Origin of the sequence: Qipengyuania gelatinilytica (assembly GCF_019711315.1) — a bacterium.
Lineage (GTDB): Bacteria > Pseudomonadota > Alphaproteobacteria > Sphingomonadales > Sphingomonadaceae > Qipengyuania > Qipengyuania gelatinilytica.
On record NZ_CP081294.1, the window covers coordinates 1,761,772 to 1,777,271 of the forward strand.

Here is a 15,500-nt window from a genome sequence, read left to right on the forward strand (position 1 = left end):
GGGCAATCGTTAACAAAATCGAATCCTAGTTCCCGCGGAATCCACGAGTCGATGCTTCAGCGGGACGAAGCGTTTCGTCGGTGCAGAATTTTCGTTCATCGGCGCGCCACAAAAGTTACCAGAAGGTTAATTTTCGGCCTCGAATCGTGAACGTTCCCATGGCGCTGACAGGGCGGCACATCGCTGTTAGGCGGGGTACCATGACCTGCAGCCGCCAGAATCGATTCGCATGAGCCGCATCGGCCTGCTCGGAGGCAGCTTCAATCCGGCGCACGGCGGACACCGGAGAATCTCGCTGTTCGCGCTCGAGGCACTCGGCCTGGACGAGATCTGGTGGCTCGTTTCTCCCGGAAATCCGCTCAAACCGAAGAAGGGCATGGCGCCGCTCGCGGCCCGCGTGTCTTCGGCGATGGTGCAGGCCAGGCGCGCGCCGATCCGGGTCACCGCGATCGAACGCGAACTGGGCACACGCTACACGGTCGACACGCTCGCAGCGATCAAGCGCCGCTTCAAACGGCATGATTTCCTCTGGCTGATGGGCTCCGACAATCTCGCCCAGTTCCACCTCTGGCGCGATTGGCGGGGGATCGCAAATGCGATGCCGATTGCGGTGATCGCGCGGCCCGGCTATGACGGGGATGCTGTCGCAAGCCCCGCGATGGCCTGGCTGAGGCGCTTTTCGGTTCCACTGTCCAGCTTTCGACACAGGGGCGAATGGAGCGCACCGGCACTGGTGACATTGCGTTTCGATCCCGACCCGCGTTCGGCCACGGCCATCCGCCGCGCCGACCCCGACTGGGCATCGCGCCACGCCGGTTTTTCCCTGCGAGATCAGGTGACACACCGTCCGATTCCCTCGGAGGGGGAAACGACCGCGCCATGACGAGCGTTGTCCTTTACACAATGCACCCTATCTCGGCACTTGGCCTTGGGGCCTTCAAACTCAGGAGTAATGCAATCGCCTATGACTCAGGCGCATACAGACCCGGCTGCATCCGGGAACGAAACCGCGAAGGTGGTACGCATGGCTAAGCCCGACAAGCAGGAACTGCTCGATTTCGTGCTCGGCCAGCTCGACGATGACCAGGCCCAGGAGGTCGTGACCATCGATCTTGAAGGCAAGAGCTCGATCGCCGATTACATGGTGATCGCCTCGGGCCGTTCGACCCGCCAGGTTGCCTCGATCGCGCAGAAGCTTGCCGAGAAGCTCAAGCAGAACGGCTATGGCCCGGTGAAGCTGGAAGGCTTGCCGCAGGCCGACTGGGTGCTGCTCGATGCCGGTGACATCGTGGTCCACCTGTTCCGCCCCGAAGTGCGCAGCTTCTACAACCTCGAGCGCATGTGGGCGTTCGGCGACGCACCGCCGGTGGCCGGCACGGCGTGATCATTTTGTAGCCTCAAGCGCCGGCGGCCGCGTCCGCGGCCTTAGGCTTCCGCGCCAGTGGGCGCGACGCGCAGTCGCGCTTTGGCTGCCGCGACCAAGAACCGGGCCGGCGGAGGCCCGGCAAGGGCGACCGCCCGCCCGCAGGGGCCCGTAGCGAAGCGGAGGAACAGCCCCGAGGACGAACCCGCGGAGGCGGGTTCGAAAAACAATAACTTTCGGGTAGACGCATAGCATGCTCCTCCACGTCATAGCCCGAGGTAAGATCGCCCGCTCACCCGAGGCGGAGCTTGTCGCACGGTACGAGAAGCGGCTGACATGGCCGGTCAAGTTCACCGAACTGCCCGAGACGGGCGGGCGCATTCCCGATCCGCAAACTCCCTACAAGACCGTGCTGCTCGACGAGCGCGGCAAGGACCTTTCGTCCGAGAAGCTCGCCGAAATCCTCGAGCGCTGGCGCGATGACGGCATGCGCGAGTGCCGTTTCGTGCTGGGCGCCGCCGACGGCCATTCCGAGGACGAACGGCGCGACGCGGACCTCCTGCTCGCGTTCGGCAAGGCCACCTGGCCGCACCTGCTGGCCCGCGCCATGCTCGCCGAACAGCTTTACCGCGCGACGACGATCATCGCCGGTCACCCCTACCATCGCAGCGGATAATGATGCAGGACTGACGTCATGAACCGCGCCGCCATAGCCTGCCTTGCCGTCAGTGGCGCACTAGCCTTGGCTTTTCAGGGTCTTGAGGCGCAAAGCTCTACCAACTTGCCAGACATGGGCGATGCGGCCAGCGCCCGTGAGGCGCTTGCGATCGCCCGCCAGCAGCAACGAAATGCGCGCCTGCGCGCGGAACAGCTGGAGGAGCGCTCGAAGCAGTCGAATCTCGCGGCGCAACAGGCTCTCCAGCAAGCCGCCGCCCTCGCAGCGCGAGTCCAGCAGGCCGAGGCCGGGATCGCCGCGGCTGAAGCAGAACTCTTGATCGTCGAGGAACGGCGCAGCGCGCTCGACCGGCGGCTGGCCGAACGCCGGGAGCCGCTTGCCCGCCTGACCGGGGCGCTCCAGGCCATGGGCAATCGCCCGCTCGTCCTCTCGGCGCTGCAGCCCGGCAGCCTTCGCGACGTCGTGCACACGAGGGCCGTCCTCGAAAGCGCCGTTCCCGTGGTGCGCCAGCGCACGGCCGCCCTGCGCAGCGAACTCGACCGGGCAAGGGCGCTCGAAAGCGAGCGGCAGGCAGTCCTTGCTGACAGGCGCGAAGCGGAAGCGCGGCTGGAAAGCCGCCGCCGCGACGTCGTCGCCATGGCGGAGAAAGAGCGCATCCTTGCGCGGCAGGCCGCTGGCGGCGCCAATCGCGAGGCGGAACTTGCCGTCGAACTGGGCGAGGAAGCGCGCGATCTCGACGCTTTGGTCGGACGGATGGAGCAGGCCGGTTCCTTAAGGACGCGTCTTGCGAAGCTCGACGGCCCCGTCGCCCGCCCCGCCGATCCCGGCTCCGTGGCGGCACCTGCGCCCACCCGGACTTCCGGCAATGCGAACTCTCCCCAAGGTTTCCTGCTTCCCGTGGCGGGCCGGGTGGTCGAGGGCTTCGGCGAGGCTGACACGAGCGGCGGCCGCGCCTCCGGCATCGCGATCGCACCGCGACCGGGCGCGCAAATCGTCGCTCCCGCACCGGGCCGGATCGCCTTTGCGGGACCCTATGCGGGTTATGGCAAGATCCTGATCGTAGAGCATGAGGGCAACTGGACCAGCCTCGTCACCGGTCTTGCCCGTCTCGACGTCGAGGTCGGCCAGCAGGTCACGGCGGGCTCTCCCCTTGGCCTCGCACCTCCTAGCCGCCCGCGCATTGAATACGAACTGCGCCGGGACGGGAATCCGGTCAATCCGCTCGATTTCCAGCGCTGAGACGCCCCGTAACGGCACGTTCGTCGAATTTCCTTGGCCTTTGTGGCGCCAATCGGCTCATCTTTCATTCACGCCTGAAGCGCTATAGAATGTCGCCAAGTGCCTTTGAGGAAGTCGTCCAATGAAGATCGCTAGCCTGGCCCGTTCGGCCGCTCTCGTCACCGCAGTCGCGCTGATCCCCGCTACTACTGCCGGTCTTGCCCGGGTCGATGGCAATGCGGGGCCTGAATTCGGCAAGCTGTTCGCCGTCTACGAACGCGTGAAGGCGAGTTATGTCGAGCCGGTCGAGGACGATGTCCTGATCAACGGCGCAATCGACGGCATGCTGGCGGCACTTGATCCGCATTCCGCCTATCTCGACGGGTCCGACCTCCAGCGGCTCGAAACCATGATCGACGGCAATTACTCGGGTCTCGGCCTTTCGGTCGTGAGCGAGGATGGCGCGGTGAAGATCATCTCGCCCTTCCGCGGCAGCCCTGCCGACCAGGCGGGCATCAAGGCCGGCGACTACATCACCCATCTCGACGGCGAGCTGATCTACGGCCTCGAACTCGACGAGGCGGTTTCGCGCATGCGCGGCCGCGAAGGCACCTCGATCCGCCTGACCGTCTTCCGTCCGGGCCGCGACGAGCCTTTCGACGTCGACGTGACGCGCGGCGTGATCGAGCTCGAGCCGGTAACCTGGGAGCTCAAGGACGGCAATATCGGCCACATCATGGTCAATGAATTCTCGCGCGATGTCGGCAGCGACGTCTACGCTGCGTGGAAGGATCTCCAGGCCAAGGCGACCGGCCGCCTCAACGGCCTCGTGCTCGACCTGCGCTCGAACCCGGGCGGCTCGCTCGACGAAGCCGTCGCGCTGTCCGACCTGTTCCTGACCAAGGGCCGGATCGTTTCGCAGCGCGGCCGCGCCCGCGGCGAATCGATTACCTACGACGCGGAAACGGTGTTCCGCGGCGATATCGCCGAAGGCCTGCCGATGGTCGTGCTGATCGACGCCGGTTCGGCTTCGGCCAGCGAAATCGTCGCCGGTGCGCTGCAGGACCACCGCCGCGCGGTGATCATGGGTGATCGCAGCTTCGGCAAGGGCAGCGTCCAGTCGCTCCTGCCGCTCGGCCGCAGCGCCGCGCTGAAACTTACGACGGCGCGCTACTACACGCCGTCGGGCCATTCGGTGCAGGAAGGCGGTATCCGCCCGGATATTTCGGTCCCGCAGCTGTCCGACCCCGATCTTGCCACCCGCAGCCGCTTCCGCATGCGCGAGAGCGACCTGCGCGGCCATCTGGTGAACGAAATCGGCCTCAAGGACGAGGATCTGGAGCGCGACAAGCGCGACGATCCGCGTTTCCAGCTGACCGCAGAGGAGCTGGAGGCCCAGGGCATCGAGGATTTCCAGCTGCATTACGCACTCGAAAACCTGCGCCGCACGACGCCAAGTGCCGTTGCCAGCCGGACTAACTGACGGTAGCGCTTCTGGCGCAATGACAGAGACTTCATCCCTGCGCCTGGCGCAGCGTATCGCGCTCGCCGTGCCGGCCCTGCTGCTGGCAGGCGCCTATATCTCGCAATACGGCTTCGACCTCTTCCCGTGCGAAATGTGCTGGTGGCAGCGCTATCCGCATTTCGCTGCCGTTGTCCTGGCGCTGATGGGATTCTTCCTTGCGCCCAAGCGGCTGTGGGTTGCGCTGGCGGCCGGGGCGATCCTCATCTCCGGCCTCATCGGACTGTTCCATGCCGGCGTCGAATATGACTGGTGGGAAGGCGTCACCTCCTGCGCGGCCATGCCGCAGGCGGGCAAGGGGCAGAGTGCGCTCGACGCGATCATGAACGCGCCGATCGTGCGCTGCGACGAGGCACCATGGACGTTCCTGGGCGTTAGTCTTGCAGGGTTCAATTTCCTGATCTCGACCGGCGCTGCGCTGGCCATTTTCAACCTCCTTCGCAAAGGCGAGAAGGCATGACCAAAACTCCCGACCATATCGCCCGCATGATCCGGGTCGACCAGGCCGGTGAATTCGGTGCCACCCGCATCTATGCCGGCCAGTTGGCCGTGATGGGCGATCGTGCTCCCGATTCGGCGGAGATTGCCGGCATGGCCGAACAGGAAGCGGGCCACCGCGCCAAGTTCGACGCGCTGATGGCGCGGCGCGGCGTGCGCCCGACCGCACTCCAGCCGTTCTGGGACAAGGCGGGCTTCGCGCTCGGCGCGGCCACCGCGCTTATCGGGCCCGAGGCCGCCATGGCCTGCACCGCCGCGGTCGAGACCGAGATCGACAAGCATTATTCCGACCAGCTCGACCAGCTTGAGGCGACTAATGAGGATCCCGAACTCGCCGCGATGATCGAGGAATTCCGCGAGGACGAGCGCGAGCACCGCGATGCGGCGCTTGCCGCCGGTGCCGAGCGTGCGCCCGCCTATCCGCTCCTCTCCGGTATCATCCGGCTGGGCTGCAAGGCGGCCATTCGCATTTCGGAGCGTATCTGACGACGGCGCCTCGCCTTCGCATACGCTTCATAGACAGTTCACCCGGAAAGGCGCCACAATGCGCCGTCCCGATTCAAGAGGCCCAGCATGACCAAGACCCTCCTTGCTCTTTCCGCCATCGGCGTCGCAGCCATTGCCGCTCCCGCCCAGGCTCAGACCCCGGTCGACACAGGCGATGAAAGCTACAACATGGTCATCGTCTACGGCGATGACGCATGCCCGCAGGGTGAGAACGGCGAGATCGTCGTCTGCGCGCGCCAAGCCGAAAGCGAACGCTTTCGCATCCCTGAGGCACTGCGCTTCACCGACGGTCCGCAAACGCAGGCCTGGGCCGAGCGCGTCGAGCGGCTGGAAATGGTCGGCAAGAGCGGCATCATGTCCTGCTCGCCCACAGGCGCAGGCGGCTTCACCGGCTGCACGCAGGAACTGATCGCCAAGGCCTATGACGACAAGGAAAACGCCTCGTCGGTCCGCTTCAGCGAAATCATCGCCGAACAGCGCGAAGAGCGCCTGTCGACGATCGACGAGGACGCAGAGCGCACGCAGGCCGAGGTCGAGATGATCGAGCGCGAATATATGGAGCGCCTCGAGAAAGAACGCGCGGGCTCGACGCCCGACGAAGAGGCACTGCCCGATCCGCAGCCGGAAGCCGAAGTCGTCGCGGGCGATCCCCAAGGCTGACTTTTTCCTTTTAATCCGGTGATTTGCAGCTAGGTCTTTCCCCATGGGGGGAAAGATCAGGGTTGTTACCGTCTTCGGCACGCGTCCCGAAGCGATCAAGCTGTTCCCGTTGATCCACGCGCTGGATGCGGATGTCCGCTTTGAGAGCCGTGTCTGCGTTACCGCGCAGCACCGCGACATGCTTGACCAGGTTCTCGCCATCGCGGGCATCGCGCCCGATCACGATCTCGACCTGATGACCGCCAACCAGTCGCTAGACGCGCTGACGGCCCGCGCGTTGACCGGGATCGGCGACGTTCTCGACGCGGAAAAGCCCGATTGGGTCGTGGTGCAGGGCGATACCACCAGCGCCCTCGCGGGCGCACTTGCAGCGCATTATCGCAAGATTCCGGTCTGCCATGTCGAGGCCGGACTTCGCAGCGGCGATCTCCACCATCCCTGGCCCGAAGAGGCGAACCGCAAGATGGTCGGCGCAATCGCCGGCCTTCACTGCGCACCTACGCAGGCCAGCGCCGATGCCTTGCTGGGGGAGAATGTCTCGCCTGCCAGCATCAAAGTGACGGGCAACACCGTGATCGACGCGTTGCATTGGGTAACCGATCGCATTGGACGGGACCCGTCGATTGCAAGTGGCCTGTCCGATCTCGAAGCGAGGTTCTCAGGCAGGCGCATTATCGGCGTGACAAGCCATCGCCGTGAAAACCTCGGCGATGGCATGCTGAATATCGCCAATGCGGTTAAAAGCATTTCGTCTCGCGATGACATTGCGGTTATTTTCCCGGTCCATCGCAATCCCAAGGTGCTTGGCGTGATGACGGCGCAGCTTTCCGGTCTCGACAATGTCGCACTCATCGAACCGCTGGATTATCCGCATTTCGCCCGGTTGCTGGATATCAGCCATATCATGCTCACCGACAGCGGAGGAGTGCAGGAGGAGGCTCCCGCGCTTGGCAAACCAGTGCTGGTCATGCGACAAACGACTGAACGCCCCGAAGGCGTGGCGGCGGGAACCGCGCGGCTCGTGGGGACCGATACGGACACCATAGTACGCGAGACCGAACGCTTGCTGGACGATGAGGGGGCGTATTCTGCGATGGCCCGCGCGCACAATCCGTTCGGCGATGGCTTTGCCTCTCAGCGAATCTGCGATTTGCTGGCGGCGAATAACGGATGATTGCCGGATTCATCCTGACAGGGTTCGCCATTTTCGGCCTGCTGCACTTGGGTTGGCGCGACCTGCGGCGACTGACAGGGCCCATCATCGCCGTCGAGGCGGAGATCATCGACAACGTGCGGCATTCGGCGTTCCTTTATTGGGAGGGGCCCAGCGCACGCTACAGGTTCGACCATGACGGCCAGACTTACGAGGTTCAACGCACTTTCCAGGCCCCTGGCTTGGTAGGAACAAAGCAGCGGCTTACATTTCCACGAGGATACCCGCGCGATGCGCGCGAACCGCAGCTAATCCAGCGAAGCTTCAATTACCTGCTGTTGCTCGGCTTTCTCTTCTGCGGCGTAGCCCTCATCCGGGGATGGCTCTGAACGCCTAAACCCCGTGGTATTCGCGGTACCACTTCACGAATTGCGGAATGCCCTGTTCGATGCTGGTGGTAGGCTGGTAGCCGATATCACGCTGTATCGCGTCGATATCGGCATAGGTCTTTTCGACGTCTCCCGGCTGCATGGGCATCAGCTCGACCTCGGCCTTCCTGCCGCAGGCCTGCTCGATCAGCTCGATCACCTTTGTCAGCTTTTCGCTGCGGTGGTTGCCGATATTGTAGAGCGCGTGCGGCTTCACACTGCCGCCCGCTTTCTCCTCCCCGTCATCCGCCGGCGGATTGTCCAGGCAAGCGACCACGCCGCTCACGATATCGTCGATGAATGTGAAATCGCGCCACATCTCGCCATGGTTGAAGACCTTGATCGGCCTTCCGGACAGGATCGCGTCGGTGAACAGCCATAGCGCCATGTCTGGGCGGCCCCACGGGCCGTAAACGGTGAAGAACCTGAGGCCGGTCAGCGGCGTGCGGTAGAGATGGGCGTAGGTCTCGCTCATCAGCTCGTCGGCCTTCTTGGTCGCGGCATAGAGCGACACGGGATGGTCGGCGCGATCCTCGACCGAGAAAGGCAGTTTGTCGTTTCCGCCATAAACGCTGGAGGAGCTGGCGTAGACCATGTGAGCGCAACCGCGGTGGCGGGCGACCTCGAGCAGGTTCACGTGGCCCATCAGGTTCGCCTCGACATAGGCGCGCGGGTTCTCGAGGCTGTAGCGCACGCCCGCCTGCGCACCGAGGTGCACGATGCTGTCGAACTCCTCGCCCTCGAGCGCGGCCGAGAGCGCTTCCCAGTCCGAAAAATCGACCTGCTTGAACGCGAAAGCATCGGGTGTGGCAGCGCGCACATGCGCCACGCGGTCCTGTTTCAGCGAGACCTGGTAATAGTCGTTGAGGCTGTCGATCCCGAGCACCTCGTCGCCGCGTGCGCACAGGCGCTCTGCCACTGCCGCGCCGATGAAACCTGCCGCTCCGGTTACCAGTACCCTCGCCAAATCAACCCCCGCTTGCGTCTCAGCCCTTGTCCAGCCCGATGTCGGGCGCGTCTTCCTGCTTCATGCCGACGACGTGATAGCCTGCATCGACGTGATGCGTTTCGCCGGTCACGCCGCTCGAAAGGTCCGACAGGAAATAAAGGCCCGAGCCGCCCACGTCCTCGATCGTGACATTGCGGCGCAGCGGCGAATTATATTCGTTCCACTTCAGGATGTAGCGGAAGTCGCCGATGCCGCTGGCAGCCAGCGTCTTGATCGGTCCGGCACTGATCGCGTTCACGCGAATGCCCTGCGGGCCGAGATCGTTGGCGAGGTACTGGACGCTGGTTTCGAGCGCTGCCTTGGCCACGCCCATCACGTTGTAATGTGGAATGACCTTTTCGGCGCCGTAATAGGTCAGGGTGACGATGCTGCCGCCGTTCGGCATCATTTCCGACGCGCGCTTTGCCACGGCCACGAGGCTGTAGGCCGAGATGTTCATCGTCATCAGGAAATTGTCGAGGCTGGTGTCGACATATTTGCCGCGAAGTTCGCTCTTGTCGGAAAAGCCGATCGCGTGGACGACGAAATCGATTGTGTCCCAGCGTTCCTTCAGCGTGTCGAAGGCGCGGTCGAGCGCCTCCATGTCGGATACGTCGCATTCGAACACGAAATCGCTGCCGAGCTGTTCGGCGAGCGGCGCAACGCGCTTCTTCAGCGCTTCGCCCTGGTAGGAAAAGGCCATTTCCGCGCCCTGATCGCGCAGTTGCTTGGCAATCCCCCAGGCCAGCGACTTGTCGTTGGCAAGACCCATGATCAGGCCGCGCTTGCCTGCCATCAAACCGCTCATTGCTCGCATCCTTCCTTTTCGCACAGCAGTTCCTGCTCCAGATATGCCCGCCGTTCCTCGTCGGTTACTTCCGCGAGTTCTTCTTCGGGCGTCTCTGCCAGAGCAGCATTCAGTTCCGCGCCGATAACGACCCCGAGGCCGACAAGCCAGAAAAAGAACAGCGCGATCATGACGCCTGCAAGCCCGCCATAGGTGAGATTGTAGGCGAAGAAATTGCTCAGCACCGCGGGCATTATCGTGGTCACCGCGATCCACCAAAGGGTCGTCAGGAGTACTCCTGGCCATTTGGGATAGCGCCGCCTGCGGTATTTGGAGGGGGTGAGCGTGTAGAAGATGAGATAGAGCGAGCCGAACAGGCCCAGGGCGGGCACGATCCGCGAAAGTTGCAGTTGGAGAATCCGGTGGAGCAGCTGCGGGAAATAGGCCTCGATCACTTCCTGCGCGGTGCCGATGACGAATTGCGCCATCAGGCTGAGCATCAGCAGCAATACGGCGCCCAGGATCACTCCGGTCGAAAACAGGCGGTATTTCCAGAAGGCCTGCGTTGCCTCTGTGCCATAGGCACGGCGCAGGATGTCGCGGATCGTCTCGACCAGGCTGCCGACGGTCCACAGCGCCACCAGCGCGCCTGCCCACAGGAGCCAGCCCGAGCGGGCCTGGATCACGTCGCGCGCCACCGGTTCGATCACGTTCCCCACTACCGGAGGCAGGGCATAGAGCACCGCATTGATAGTGGCCGCACGCTCGCTTTCCTCGCCAATTGCAGAGAAGACCGCCGCGCCGAGTATGAAGAAGGGAAAGATCGCCAGCATGGCGAGATAGGCGAGGTTGCCGGCGTGGATGAAGCCGTCGTTATAGGTGCCGACGAGTGTGCGCTTGGCGACTTCCCATGCGCGGGTGCCGGGGCCGACATGGCTTTCGATCCGGCCGCGCAGGTGGATCGCCTCTTTCCGGCGCGCCTCGGGTGACAGCGAGTAGAGTTCGCGGTCTTCTGGCGCGGGAAGATTGTGTTTGGTCAAACGCTAGGCCCCAAGGTCGGCTCGCGGGTCGCTTTCGTCCTTCCATCCCTCGAGCCGCTTGGCAAGGTCGGCAAGATCGTCGGGCAGCTGGATTTCCAGCGTGACCAGCTGGTCGCCGCGCGTGCCGTTCTTGCGGGTGAAGCCCTTGCCCTTGAGGCGCAGGACCGTGCCACCGTCCGTCCCGGCCTTGATCGTCATCATGACCGGACCATCGACCGTGGGCACGCGGACCTTGCCGCCGTTCACCGCCTCGTCGAGCGTGATTGGCAGGTCGAAACGCACATCGTCGCCCGACCGCTTGAAGAGCTTGTGGCTGTCGACCTTGATCGTGACGATCCCGTCGCCGGCGCCGCCGGGACCCTGCTCGCCCTTGCCCTTGAGGCGCATCTGCGTGCCGTCCTCGAGGCCCTTGGGCAGTTTCAGGTCGATGGTCTTGCCGTCGGCCAGCGTGATGCGCTGGTCGCGCAGCGTGGCCGCATCGATGAAGGGCACGCGCAGGGTATAGCCGATATCGGCGCCCTTGCGCGGAGGCGGTCGCCTGCCGGCAAAGCCTCCGCCCGGCCCGGCGCTGCGTGCACGACCGCCGCCGAACAGGCCCTCGAAAATGTCGCCGAGGTCGACCTGTTCGTTGCCGAAACTCTGGAAATCCTCGGCCCTGAAGCCGCGCTGGCCGCCCGGGCCACCGGCCCCGCCACCAAAGCCGCCGCCCATTCCGCCGAAGGGATTGGTGGGATTGCCTTCCATGTCGATCTCGCCGCGGTCGAACTGGGCGCGCTTGTCCTTGTCGGACAAAAGGTCATAGGCCTTGGTAATGTCGGAGAACTTCTCCGCCGCGTTGGGATTGTCCTTGTTCTTGTCCGGATGGAGCTCCTTGGCGAGCTTGCGATAGGCGCTCTTGATCGCCTTCTCGTCCGCGGTGCGCGTTACGCCGAGGGTGGAATAGGGGTCTGCCATGGTGTGTTAGCTAATTGCTACGCTCTCCAACCGCAAGCGGAGAGCCTTTTCTACTTTCAACCTTGGGGGTAGGGGACGGGACATGTCACTGCCAAAGTCCCCGAAACCTGCGAAAGTTCCGCCGTTTCAGGCACGATTGGCAGCGCCGGTATTTTTCACCCTAGACCGTGTTCCCTCTGTTCCAAGCTGTAGGATTGCCCAGTGAACGAGACCGAAAGCTCCATTCCCGTCACTGACCCCTTCGCGCTGTTCGAGCAATGGTATGGCGAAGCGAAGCAAACCGAACCTAACGATCCGAATGCCATGGCGCTGGCGACGGCGACCCCGGACGGTCGCCCCTCGGTGCGCATGGTGCTCTTGAAAGGCCATGGCAGCGGGCTGGGTGCCGATGAAGGTGGGGGCGGGGGCTTCGTCTTCTACACCAATGCCGAAAGCCGCAAGGGCGAGGAAATCCGCGCCAATATGCACGCCAGCCTGCTGTTTCACTGGAAGAGCCAGCGCCGGCAGGTCCGCATCGAAGGCCCGCTGACCGAAGTAAGCGAGGAGCAGGCCGATGCCTATTTCCACTCGCGCCCGCGCGCCTCGCAGATCGGCTCGGCAGCCAGCGATCAGTCGAGGCCGCTTCCGGACCGGCAGGTCTATCTCGACCGTGTGGCCGCACTGGAAGAACGGTATCCACAAGGCGATATTCCGCGTCCGCCGCACTGGACCGGTTTCCTGCTGACCCCGCGCGCGATCGAATTCTGGAACGACCGCGAATTCCGCCTGCACGACCGCCGCCGCTTCACGCGCGAGGGGCCGGGCGAGGCATGGTCCAACACGTTGCTTTATCCATGACCGAGAAGAAACACCTGCTGGCCCGCTCGGCCGCCATCGCCTCGATCACCGTGGCGGTGATCCTCGTCCTCATGAAGAGCTGGGCGAGCTGGCTCACCGGGTCGACCGCCATGCTCGGCAGCCTTGCCGATAGCGCGCTCGATCTCATCGCCAGCATCGCGACGCTCACCGGCGTGTGGATCGCCTCCATGCCGGCCGACGAGGACCACCGGTTCGGCCACGGCAAGGCAGAGGCGCTCGCAGCGATCTTCCAGGTCATGCTGATCACGCTGTCGGCCTTCGGCATCGCGGTGCGCGCAATTACGCAGCTGGTCGATGGCGGCAAGACCGCGGCTGCGGAAGAGGGTATCGCGGTCTCGGCCATTGCGATCGTGCTGACCTTTGCGCTGCTCGGCTGGCAGCGTTACGTGATGAACCGGACGCGCAGCCTCGCGATCCAGACCGATCACCTGCACTACAAGTCCGACCTGCTCCTGAACCTTGCCGTCATCGCGGCACTGATGCTCGACCAGTATGCCGGCTTCGGCTTGGCCGACCCGCTGTTCGGCCTCGCCATTGCGGCATGGCTGGGATGGGGCGCCTTCAGTGCGGCGCGCGATGCGGTCGACGATTTGATGGACCGCGAATGGCCCGAAGAACGGCGTCTCGCCTTCGTCGAGGCGGCGGCGCAGCATCCCGAGCTGTCCAACCTCCACGACCTGCGCACGCGGACCAGCGGCAACCGCGATTTCGTGCAGTTCCACGTCGACCTGCCCGGCGAAATGACGGTCGAGCAAGCGCATGACATCATCGAGCGGGTCGAAGAGGACCTGTGCAAGCGCTTCCCCGCCATGGACCTGCTGATCCACATCGATCCGGTCGGACATGTCGACGAGCCCGACAATCCTCTGGTCGAGGAAGACGAATTCGCCAAGCTGGAGGACGACGAATGACGAAACTGCCCTACTGGCATGTCGATGCCTTCTCCGACCGGCCCTTCGCGGGCAACCAGGCTGCGGTGATGCCGCTCGATGCATGGCTCGACGACGATGTGCTGCAAGCCATCGCGGAAGAGAACAATTTTGCCGAAACCGCTTTCGTGGTGAAGGACGAAACGGGCGAGGCGGACTGGGAATTGCGCTGGTTCACCCCGACCGAAGAAGTGCGCCTGTGCGGCCATGCAACGCTGGCCAGCGGGCATGTCCTCCTGACCCGTGATGGCGGTGAAAGCGTGACCTTCCGGACGCGCAGGGCCGGCGTGCTCGAAGTGCGGCGCAGCGATGCTGGCTATGAGCTCGGCCTGCCCGCGATCCCCACCGAGCGCGGCGATTGGGACGAAGCGGTCGCGCTGATCGGCGCGGAGCCGCAGGAAGTCTGGCTCAATCCCGAGGGCTACGGCATCTACCTGTTTGAAAGCGAGCAGCAGGTGCGCGCGCTCGATCCCGATTTGCGCGGCCTGAAGGCACTGGGGAACGACCAGTTCATCTGCACCGCGCCGGGCAGTGATACCGATGTCGTCAGCCGCGTGTTCGTGCCGGGCGGCGGCGTCGACGAGGACAGTTTTACAGGCTCGGCGCATGCCTGCCTCACCCATTTCTGGGCTGGCCGGCTGGGGAGGGACAGCTTTACCGCTTTCCAGGCCTCGCAGCGCGGCGGCTTCGCCACCTGCCGGCTGGAAGGCGACCGGGCGTGGCTCGGCGGGCCCTGCGTGACGGTGGTCGAGGGAAGCTTCTACCTGCCCTGAACGGGGTAGAGCTCCATGATATCGGCGAGTTGCTGGAGCATGGCGATGCGCTCTTCACGGTTCGAATGGCCGAGGCGCACGATCGTCAGCCCCTGTTCGGGTGAGACGATCACATACTGACCCATGTGACCGATCATCGCATACATGGATTGCGGTGCGCGGTTCGGGAACAGCGGATGCTCAGCCTCGCCATTGGGGCGGTTCAGCCAGGTCTGGAGGCCATAATGCGGGCTGGCAGGGCTGGGCTTCACCATCGCCTCGATCCAGCTGCGCGGGACGAGCTGTTCGCCCCGGTGCGATCCCTTGCGGCGCATCAACTCGCCCAGCTTCGCCCAGTCGCGCGCGGTGGCGTGCATCAGGCTCCCGCCGACCAGCGTGCCAGCACGGTCGAATTCGGGGACCATCGAATCCATGCCCAGCGGCTCGAACAGCCGGGCATGGAGATAATCGCTCACCGCGCGGCGGCGGGCTTCGGCATGGTCGGCATCGGCCAGCGTGCGCGCGGCGATGTCGGCGAGGATGACCGTGGTGTTCGAGGAATATTCGAACTTCTCGCCCGGCTCGGCCTCGGGCGGCTGGGCGGTCGCATAATCCGCCATATCGTCGCGCCCGTCGAGGAAGAGCATGCGCACCTCGCCGCTTTCCCACGGCGGATCGCCGGCCTCGGTATGCTCCAGCCCGCTGCGCATCTGGAGCAGGTGGCGCAGCGTGATGTCCGCTCGCGGATCGCCGCTGCGTTGCCAGCGCGGAACGGGGGCAGGTTGGTCAAGCCGGAGAAGTCCGTCGCCGACCAGCTGTCCGATCATCAGCGCGGTGACCGTCTTGGCCATCGACCAGCTGACGAAACGCGTGTCCGCATCATAGCCTTCGCCATAGCGTTCGGCCGCAATCTTGCCGTCCTTCATCACGATCAGCGCGCGCGTTTCGCCAAGCCCTTCCATGCTGAAGAGATCGTCCACTTCGCGCGCCAGCGCCTTGGTCGGCGCGCCCGGATCGGCGGTCACGGCGGCGAGCGCTTCCTCGCTTAGCAGGGGTTCCTCGGCAGGACCGGGCGAACCGCATGAAGCAAGGCTTGTGGCAGCAAGGGCAAGGGCGATAAGGGGGCGCGACCGCATCAACATGATACTGTCACTCGCATGAGGAAAT

Annotated in this window: 18 protein-coding genes; 13 read left to right on the forward strand and 5 right to left on the reverse strand. The window is 64.3% G+C overall.

Annotated features, from left to right (window positions below; all coding sequences use genetic code 11):
• Window positions 1–229: 229 nt before the first annotated feature.
• From K3136_RS08810 to K3136_RS08855, 10 genes are all read left to right on the forward strand, one after another.
• A complete protein-coding gene (locus K3136_RS08810) occupies window positions 230–883 on the forward strand; it encodes a nicotinate-nucleotide adenylyltransferase (protein WP_221429949.1) in 654 nt (217 codons plus the stop codon).
• Between the two features lie 141 nt (window positions 884–1,024).
• Entirely contained in the window at window positions 1,025–1,384 is a 360-nt protein-coding gene (gene rsfS, locus K3136_RS08815; RefSeq protein WP_247711320.1) for a ribosome silencing factor, read from the forward strand.
• Window positions 1,385–1,616: 232 nt separating this feature from the next.
• Window positions 1,617–2,039, forward strand: coding sequence for a 23S rRNA (pseudouridine(1915)-N(3))-methyltransferase RlmH (locus tag K3136_RS08820; RefSeq protein WP_221429950.1), 423 nt, complete (start codon window positions 1,617–1,619; stop codon window positions 2,037–2,039).
• Between the two features lie 18 nt (window positions 2,040–2,057).
• Window positions 2,058–3,278, forward strand: coding sequence for a murein hydrolase activator EnvC family protein (locus K3136_RS08825; protein WP_247711321.1), 1,221 nt, complete (start codon window positions 2,058–2,060; stop codon window positions 3,276–3,278).
• A gap of 121 nt (window positions 3,279–3,399) precedes the next feature.
• Entirely contained in the window at window positions 3,400–4,740 is a 1,341-nt protein-coding gene (locus tag K3136_RS08830; RefSeq protein WP_221429951.1) for a S41 family peptidase, read from the forward strand.
• 19 nt (window positions 4,741–4,759) lie between these two features.
• The gene (locus K3136_RS08835) at window positions 4,760–5,239 is read left to right on the forward strand and encodes a disulfide bond formation protein B (RefSeq protein ID WP_221429952.1); all 480 of its coding nucleotides are present in this window, start codon (window positions 4,760–4,762) and stop codon (window positions 5,237–5,239) included.
• The gene (locus K3136_RS08840) at window positions 5,236–5,763 is read left to right on the forward strand and encodes a demethoxyubiquinone hydroxylase family protein (protein WP_221429953.1); all 528 of its coding nucleotides are present in this window, start codon (window positions 5,236–5,238) and stop codon (window positions 5,761–5,763) included. Before K3136_RS08835 ends, K3136_RS08840 begins: the two co-directional genes overlap by 4 nt.
• 87 nt (window positions 5,764–5,850) lie before the next feature.
• Window positions 5,851–6,444, forward strand: a complete 594-nt coding sequence (locus K3136_RS08845; RefSeq protein ID WP_221429954.1) for a hypothetical protein — start codon at window positions 5,851–5,853, stop codon at window positions 6,442–6,444.
• A gap of 43 nt (window positions 6,445–6,487) precedes the next feature.
• Window positions 6,488–7,618 carry a non-hydrolyzing UDP-N-acetylglucosamine 2-epimerase gene (gene wecB, locus K3136_RS08850; RefSeq protein WP_221429955.1) on the forward strand — a complete coding sequence of 377 codons (1,131 nt, stop codon included), beginning with the start codon at window positions 6,488–6,490 and terminating at the stop codon, window positions 7,616–7,618.
• Window positions 7,615–7,986 carry a hypothetical protein gene (locus K3136_RS08855; RefSeq protein ID WP_221429956.1) on the forward strand — a complete coding sequence of 124 codons (372 nt, stop codon included), beginning with the start codon at window positions 7,615–7,617 and terminating at the stop codon, window positions 7,984–7,986. The genes wecB and K3136_RS08855 overlap by 4 nt, the downstream gene beginning before the upstream one ends.
• A 4-nt stretch (window positions 7,987–7,990) precedes the next feature.
• Here K3136_RS08855 and K3136_RS08860 read toward each other — a convergent pair whose 3' ends face one another.
• From K3136_RS08860 to K3136_RS08875, 4 genes are read right to left on the reverse strand one after another with little or no spacing between them, the layout of a single operon-like run.
• The gene (locus tag K3136_RS08860; RefSeq protein ID WP_247711322.1) at window positions 7,991–8,992 is read right to left on the reverse strand and encodes an SDR family NAD(P)-dependent oxidoreductase; all 1,002 of its coding nucleotides are present in this window, start codon (window positions 8,990–8,992) and stop codon (window positions 7,991–7,993) included.
• Between the two features lie 19 nt (window positions 8,993–9,011).
• On the reverse strand, window positions 9,012–9,821 hold the full coding sequence (gene fabI / locus K3136_RS08865) for an enoyl-ACP reductase FabI (RefSeq protein WP_221429957.1): 810 nt from the start codon (window positions 9,819–9,821) through the stop codon (window positions 9,012–9,014).
• Entirely contained in the window at window positions 9,818–10,840 is a 1,023-nt protein-coding gene (locus K3136_RS08870; RefSeq protein ID WP_247711323.1) for a YihY/virulence factor BrkB family protein, read from the reverse strand. Before K3136_RS08870 ends, fabI begins: the two co-directional genes overlap by 4 nt.
• Window positions 10,841–10,843: 3 nt before the next feature.
• Window positions 10,844–11,794 carry a DnaJ C-terminal domain-containing protein gene (locus K3136_RS08875; RefSeq protein ID WP_221429958.1) on the reverse strand — a complete coding sequence of 317 codons (951 nt, stop codon included), beginning with the start codon at window positions 11,792–11,794 and terminating at the stop codon, window positions 10,844–10,846.
• Window positions 11,795–11,995: 201 nt separating this feature from the next.
• Here K3136_RS08875 and pdxH point away from each other — a divergent pair, with 201 nt between their 5' ends.
• The 3 genes from pdxH to K3136_RS08890 are packed head-to-tail and all read left to right on the forward strand — an operon-like array spanning window position 11,996 to window position 14,354.
• Entirely contained in the window at window positions 11,996–12,631 is a 636-nt protein-coding gene (gene pdxH, locus K3136_RS08880; protein WP_221429959.1) for a pyridoxamine 5'-phosphate oxidase, read from the forward strand.
• On the forward strand, window positions 12,628–13,563 hold the full coding sequence (locus K3136_RS08885; protein ID WP_221429960.1) for a cation diffusion facilitator family transporter: 936 nt from the start codon (window positions 12,628–12,630) through the stop codon (window positions 13,561–13,563). The genes pdxH and K3136_RS08885 overlap by 4 nt, the downstream gene beginning before the upstream one ends.
• Window positions 13,560–14,354: a PhzF family phenazine biosynthesis protein gene (locus K3136_RS08890; RefSeq protein ID WP_221429961.1), complete on the forward strand. Its 795-nt coding sequence runs from the start codon at window positions 13,560–13,562 to the stop codon at window positions 14,352–14,354. The genes K3136_RS08885 and K3136_RS08890 overlap by 4 nt, the downstream gene beginning before the upstream one ends.
• On the opposite strand, the gene K3136_RS08895 is transcribed toward K3136_RS08890, so the two are convergent.
• Window positions 14,342–15,475 (reverse strand): serine hydrolase domain-containing protein, encoded by a 1,134-nt coding sequence (locus K3136_RS08895; protein ID WP_221429962.1) that lies wholly within the window; start codon window positions 15,473–15,475, stop codon window positions 14,342–14,344. The genes K3136_RS08890 and K3136_RS08895 overlap by 13 nt on opposite strands.
• Between the last annotated feature and the right edge of the window lie 25 nt (window positions 15,476–15,500).